General features: G+C 68.8%; 7 protein-coding genes. 4 read left to right on the top strand and 3 right to left on the bottom strand.

Annotated elements, in window-relative coordinates; all coding sequences use genetic code 11:
• Together RMO97_RS13075 and RMO97_RS13070 are read left to right on the top strand one after the other, a co-directional pair.
• Positions 1-834 (top strand): bifunctional regulator KidO (locus RMO97_RS13075; RefSeq protein ID WP_310541495.1); only part of this gene is annotated, 834 nt, incomplete at its 5' end.
• A 41-nt stretch (positions 835-875) separates the two neighbouring features.
• Positions 876-1,583, top strand: a complete 708-nt coding sequence (locus RMO97_RS13070; protein ID WP_310541494.1) for a cytidylyltransferase domain-containing protein — start codon at positions 876-878, stop codon at positions 1,581-1,583.
• A 120-nt stretch (positions 1,584-1,703) separates the two neighbouring features.
• Here the strand turns inward: RMO97_RS13070 and ald are convergent, their stop codons facing one another.
• Positions 1,704-2,819, bottom strand: a complete 1,116-nt coding sequence (gene ald / locus RMO97_RS13065) for an alanine dehydrogenase (RefSeq protein WP_310541493.1) — start codon at positions 2,817-2,819, stop codon at positions 1,704-1,706.
• Positions 2,820-2,883: 64 nt separating this feature from the next.
• Complete coding sequence (gene mtgA / locus RMO97_RS13060) at positions 2,884-3,555, bottom strand: monofunctional biosynthetic peptidoglycan transglycosylase (protein WP_409035315.1); 672 nt, start codon at positions 3,553-3,555, stop codon at positions 2,884-2,886.
• A 285-nt stretch (positions 3,556-3,840) separates the two neighbouring features.
• Between mtgA and RMO97_RS13055 the strand changes: the two genes are divergently transcribed.
• Positions 3,841-4,503, top strand: a complete 663-nt coding sequence (locus RMO97_RS13055) for a nitroreductase (protein ID WP_310541492.1) — start codon at positions 3,841-3,843, stop codon at positions 4,501-4,503.
• On the opposite strand, the gene RMO97_RS13050 is transcribed toward RMO97_RS13055, so the two are convergent.
• Entirely contained in the window at positions 4,500-5,468 is a 969-nt protein-coding gene (locus RMO97_RS13050; protein WP_310541491.1) for a WD40 repeat domain-containing protein, read from the bottom strand. The two genes, RMO97_RS13055 and RMO97_RS13050, sit on opposite strands and share 4 nt — an antisense overlap.
• 207 nt (positions 5,469-5,675) lie before the next feature.
• Here RMO97_RS13050 and RMO97_RS13045 point away from each other — a divergent pair, with 207 nt between their 5' ends.
• A complete protein-coding gene (locus tag RMO97_RS13045) occupies positions 5,676-6,104 on the top strand; it encodes a biopolymer transporter ExbD (RefSeq protein ID WP_310541490.1) in 429 nt (142 codons plus the stop codon).
• The last annotated feature ends 182 nt before the right edge of the window (positions 6,105-6,286 follow it).

Raw genomic sequence — 6,286 nt, 5'->3', positions numbered from 1 at the left:
CAGTTCGCCCTCGAGCAGGCGAGCCTGCGCGGCCGTCCGCCCCAGGCCGAGGTCCGGGACATCCTGGACATCGCCGCGCGCACCGGCCTGGCCGTCTTTGACGTCGCCGGCTGGTCGCCTCAGGTGGAGAACGTGCTGGGGGACATCATGCCCCGGCCCAACCCCTTCAAGATCTCGATCTCCACCGTCCGCGCCGACCGCGGTCCCGACTTCGTGGAGGCCGAGGCCCGAGCCACCCTGCGCCGCCTGGGCGTGGAACAGGCCGACGCCATCCTGGTGCCCTCGGCCACCGACCTGTTCGGTCCCCACGGCCTGGCCCTGTGGGACCGCCTCAAGGCGCTGAAGGATCAGGGCCTGACCAAGAAGATCGGCGTCTCGGTCTTCGCCTCGGACGACCCCCTGGGCGTGGCCCGCCGGTTCCGTCCCGACATCATCCAGGCCCCGGCCTCCCTGCTCGACCAGCGCCTGCTGATCGACGGCACGCTGGCGGCCCTCACCGGCATCGGCATCGAGGTGCACCTGCGCTCGATCTTCCTGTCGGGCCTGCTGTTCCTGCCCGCCGACCGGGCCCCCAACCACCTGAAGGAAGCCGCCAGCCGGATTTCCCGCGCCCGCCGGCTGATCGCCGAGGGCCGGTCCGATCCTCTGCAGGCGGCCCTCGGCTTCGCCCTGTCCCGTCCCGAAGCCGCCGCCGTCCTGGTGGGCGTCACCACGGCGGCCGAGCTGAACGCGGTGATCGCCGCGGCCTCCAGCCCGCCGCCCGACCTCGACTGGGACGACATGGCGATCAACGACCCGGTCGCCCTCGACCCCCGCGCCTGGGCGGCCGCTTAGAGCCGCTCGAGCGCCTTCGGCTCAAAAGGAGCCTGCGCCAAATGATCCTCGCGATCCTGCAAGCCCGGATGACCTCGCCCCGACTGCCCGGCAAGGCCATGGCCCCCCTGCGCGGCGAGCCCATGATCCTGCGCCAGGTGGAGCGCATCCGTCAGGCCCGCTGCCTGTCCCGGCTGATCGTCGCCACCAGCGACGAGGCGGTGGACGATCCCTTAGCCAGCTTCCTGGTGTCGCGGGGGCAGACCGTATTCCGCGGCGCTTCGGAGAACCTGTCGCGCCGCTTCATGCGCTGCGTCGAGGCCGCTGGCCCGGTCAGCCATGTGGTGCGCATCAAGGGTGACTCACCCTTTGTGGACCCGGGCGTCATCGACGAAACCATCCGCCTGGCGCTCACGACGGGGGCCTCCTATGCGTCGAACCGGGTCGAGCGCACCTTTCCGAAGGGCCTGGAAGTCGAGGTGGTCACCGCCGGAGCCCTGGCCCGCACCGCCGCTGACGCCGATGAGGCCACCGCCGCGGCGACCTCGCCCCTGGCCCAGATCCGCAGCAAACCCGAACGCTATCCCCAGGCCCATTGCCTGGCGCGGCGTGACTGGTCGGCCCTGGACTGGCGGGTGAAGACCCCCGCCGACATGGCCTTCGCCAATGGGGTCTATGGCGCCCTGCACGCCGACGATCCGGCCTTTGGGCTGGAGGATGTGCTGGGGGTGCTTCAGGGGCGGCAAGACCTAGCCCGCTGGGCGGCATAGCCCAATAACCGCTCACCCCGGCGAAGGCCGGGGCCCAGATACATCAGCCGCATTCCGGACAATGATCCGAGACCGTTACCTATGACCTGGGTCCCGGCCTTCGCCGGGATGAGCGGAGTTTTAAGCCGCCCACGCCCCGTAGGGATCGCTGAATGGCTTGCCGAGCGCCTGCGCCACCGCCGGGTGGGTGATCTGGCCCTTCAGGACGTTGAGCCCCTTGGCCAGGTGGCGGTTGGCGGCAAGGGCGTCCAGCCCCTTGTCCGCCAGGGCCAGGCCGAAGGGCAGGGTCGCATGGCCCAGGGCCTCCGACGATGTCCTCGGCGCGGCGCCGGGCATATTGGCCACGCAGTAATGCACCACCCCGTCGATCGTGTAGGTAGGGTGGACATGGGTCGTGGGCCTGGAGGTTTCGAAACAGCCGCCCTGGTCGATGGAGACGTCGACCAGCACCGAGCCCGGCTTCATCCGCGACAGGTGCTCACGACGCACCAGGGTCGGGGCCGCCGCGCCCGCGGTCAGCACCGCGCCGATCACCACGTCGGCCTTCAGCACCTCTTCCTCCACCGCGTCCAGGGTGGAGTAGCGGGTCAGGATGCGCCCCAGGAACATGTCGTCCAGCACCCGCATCCGGGGGATGGACCGCTCCACCACCACCACCTCGGCGCCCAGGCCGGCGGCCATGCGGGCGGCGTTCATGCCGACCACCCCGCCGCCCAGCACGCAGATCCGCGCCGGCGGCACCCCGGGCACCCCCGACAGCAGCAGGCCCATGCCGCCATTATGCTTCAGCAGGGTCTCGCCGGCCGAGAACACCGCGATCCGGCCCGCCACCTCCGACATCGGCGCCAGCAACGGCAGGCCGCCATTGGCGTCCGTCACCGTCTCATAGGCGATGGCCGCGGCGCCCGAGGCCAGCAGGCCCTCGGTCTGGGCGGGATCGGGCGCCAGGTGCAGGTAGGTGAACAGGATGTGCTCGGGGGTCAGCCGCGCCCACTCGGCGGCCTGCGGTTCCTTGACCTTGATGATCAGCTGGCTGTCGGCGAACACCGCCTCGGCGTCCGGGACGATGCTGGCTCCCGCCCGCGCATAGGCTTCGTCGGCGTATCCGGCGCCCTGGCCGGCGCCGGCTTCCACCAGCACCTCATGTCCATGGACGACATATTCGCGGACCGCCGTGGGGGTCAGCCCCACGCGATACTCGTCCGCCTTGATTTCGCGGGGCACGCCTACGCGCATCGAAGTCTCCCTTTTGCGAATTTGTTTCGCTTAAGAGAGGAGTTGGGGGCTTAATTTTGTTCCGTCAACCCAGGACGCAGCGCGCCATCCCTTCGCGGCTAACGGTTCTGGCGGCCTTGTCGATGCGGCCGGAGCGGCGTTTCACATAGGGTCCCGGCTTGGCGGCGCGCCATTTCAGCGGGCTGGGCAGGATGGCCGCCAGCCGGGCGGCCTGGGCAGGGGTCAGCCGGTCGGCGCTGACACCGAAGTTCTTCAGGGCCGCGGCCTCCGCGCCATACACGCCGGGCCCCCACTCCACGCTGTTGAGATAGACCTCCATGATCCGCCGCTTGCCCCACAGCCCCTCGATCAGGACGGTGAAATAGGCCTCCAGGCCCTTGCGGACATAGGAGCGGTCCGGCCACAGGAAGATGTTCTTGGCGGTCTGCTGGCTGATGGTGGACCCGCCCCGCGTCCGCTTGGAGCGTTCGTTGTATGCCAAGGCCTTCTGCATGGCGCCGAAGTCGAAGCCGCGATGGCTGCAGAACTTGGCGTCCTCCGCGGCGATCACCGAGCGCACCAGGCGCGGGGATATCTCGTCCAGCGAGCGCCATTGGCGATTGAAGCCACGCCCCTCGAACACCCGCTCCACCATCAGATAGGTGATGGGCGGTGGAACGAACCGATAGGCGGCGGTCACCAGCACCGGCCCGATCAGGCCAAAGATCAGCACCAGGCTGACCACCGTACGGCCCACCTTGCCCCAGACGCCGCGCTTGGGTCGGGAGTCCTGGGCGATCCGAATGGGCGGGGCGTCGCCACGATCGTTCACCGAGCGGGGCTTTTCATTGAGCGAGATGTCCTCCCAGGACCTGGCCAGGTCCTCCCAACCGCCGGACGCCTGCGGCGTGAGGCGCAGGCCATCGTCCTTGTCGGAACCGGGGTTCGTGTCGCTCAAGTTCAGGGGCCCTTGTCTTGACCTAGGGTGTCAGTGCTAGCGACGCTGCGGAACGGGTCAAGCCGCCGCACCGCAGGAGCGCAGATGAACGTCACCGATGCCGTCGCCAGGCGAATCTCCATCCGCGCCTTCAAGCCGGAAACCCCGCCGGCGGCGGTGATCCGCGAAATCCTGGAGCTGGCCTCCCGCGCGCCCTCGGGCGGTAATCTGCAGCCCTGGCGGGTCTACGCCCTGGCCGGCGAGGCGCTCGCCGACCTGAAGGCCAAGGTCGCCGCCAACCCCTTCGGGGAGACCCCGGAATACGACGTCTATCCCCCCAGCCTGTGGGACCCCTTCCGCACCCGGCGGTTCCAGAACGGCGAGGACCTCTACGCCTCGATCGGCATTCCCCGCGAGGACAAGCCCGCCCGCCTGCGGCAGCTGGCCCGGAACGGGGAGCTGTTCGGCGCCCCCGTCGGCCTGTTCTTCTGCCTCGACCGCAAGCTGGGTCCGCCACAGTGGTCGGACCTGGGCATGTACATGCAGACCGTCATGCTGCTGGCCGTCGAGCGCGGCCTCGACACCTGCGCCCAGGAATACTGGGCCCGCTATCCCAAGACGGTGGGAGACCTGGTGGGCCTGCCGCAGGATCACATGCTGTTCTCCGGCATGGCGCTGGGCTGGCGCGACGAGGCCGCTCCCATCAACACCCTGCGCTCGGCCCGCGACCCCTTCGAAACCTGGGCGGAGATGAAGGGGTTCGACTAAGCGACCTCAAACACGCCCGCTCCGCCTTCCTCGTCCCCCCAGGCCACGCGCTTGCCGTCCGGGGTCATGGCCAGGGCCGAGATCGGCGCGCCCTTCTCGGCCTTGCGCATGTCGATGGCCTGGTTGGAGAGGTCGCAGACCCACACCCGTCCGTCGTCCAGGCCCGCGGCGAGCCGGTTGCCCACCGGGGTGGCGGCCACCCGGTTGACCATGGAGCTCTCGTCGAACCCCACCTCGGCCGCCTGCTTGCCCAGCGGCCCGGCCGAGCCTGTGAACGGCCAGATGACCGCGCCATTGGCGCCGGAGGTGGCCAGCATCTGGCCCTTGTAGAGGAAGGTCAGGCTTTTCACCTTGGCCGGATAACCGCCCATCTTCAGGTTCTTCTCGTCGGCCACCCGCCAGCCATGCAGCTGGTTTTCCTGCATGGAGCTCATCAGGAACTTGCCGTCGGGACTGAAGGCCAGGGCCACGTGGCTGCCGGCCCACTTCAGCACCATGGGCTTCTGCTCGGCGATCCGGGCGTACCAGAGCCAGGCGCCGTTATAGGTGGCCGTGGCGATACGCCGCCCCTTGGGGTCGAAGGCCACGTCGGCCACCGACTTCTCGTGGACGAACACCCGAGAGAAAGCGGGGTCACCTGAGTCGCGGACGTGCAGTTCCTTGCCGGCGGCGAAGGCGATCAGTTTGGATTCGGCCGAGGCGGCGACCGACTCGATCCAGCGCCCGGGGATCTTGGCGATCTCGGTGACGTCGCCCCCCCGCGACCAGGCCACGACTCCGTCGTCGCCGCCGGTCAGGACGCCCTCGCCGCTCGGGTGCAGGCAGGCCGAAAGCGCCACGCCCTTGTGAGCGACGGCGATCGCCCCATCCTCGAACCGGACCGTGCCGTCGCCGAGGGCGAAAGCCGCCTTGCCGTGGCGGTCGAAGAGGGCGGCGGTGACATAGGCGTCATAGGAGGTGTTCATGCGCGCCTCTTAGCCGCCTAACACGGGTCTTGGCGAGACATCGGGCGCCTGGAAATTTCGCCCGGCGCGAGAGCATGTCAGGCAGCGCTTTGACTTGGCTGCGAGCGGACGGCGGTTCGGGCTTTACAATCCCGATTTGATTGGCGAAGGGTGTCCGGACTGTGGATGGGCGCGACGTCATACGCGCCCCTAGGGAAGGAATTGCATATGGGTGCGAAGCTGGGCGGCGGGGGCGGCGGCAAGTTCGACCTCGGCCAAAACAGCGACATCAACGTCACGCCCTTCGTGGACGTGATGCTGGTGCTCCTCATCATCTTCATGGTGTCGATCCCCGCCGCGACGGTGTCGATCAAGCTCGACCTGCCGCCGGCGATCCCGCCGCCTCCGGGCACGAAGGTGGAAGAGCCGACCCTGATCAACATCCAGGTGGCCGGCCTCTACATCGGTGACCAGCCCACCACCCTCGACACCTTGCCGGCCGATCTGGCCCGCACCCTGAACAAGCCCAACCCCACCGAGGAGCGCGTCTATATCCGCGCTGATCGCACGGTGCGCTACGGCGAGTTCATGGCGGTGATGAACGCCCTGCAGGGCAACGGCTACTTCCAGGTCGCCCTGATCAACGAAGACCTCTAGGTCCTCAACCCGAACACGGAAAAGCCCGCCCAGGGAAACCCGGGCGGGCTTTTTCGTTTCAGATCCTCCCCCAGCGCGCCAGCGCGATGTGGGGGAGGTGTCTCGGACCGAAGGTCCGGGACGGAGGGGGATCGACGTAGTCGACCCTCACCGCGCACAACAAGGGTCAAAGTGGCCCCCCC

The organism is Phenylobacterium sp. (assembly GCF_031425575.1).
In the GTDB taxonomy this organism is placed as follows: Bacteria; Pseudomonadota; Alphaproteobacteria; order Caulobacterales; family Caulobacteraceae; genus Phenylobacterium.
The sequence above is the reverse complement of the archived record's forward strand: the minus strand, read 5'-3'. Positions and strand labels throughout refer to the sequence as shown.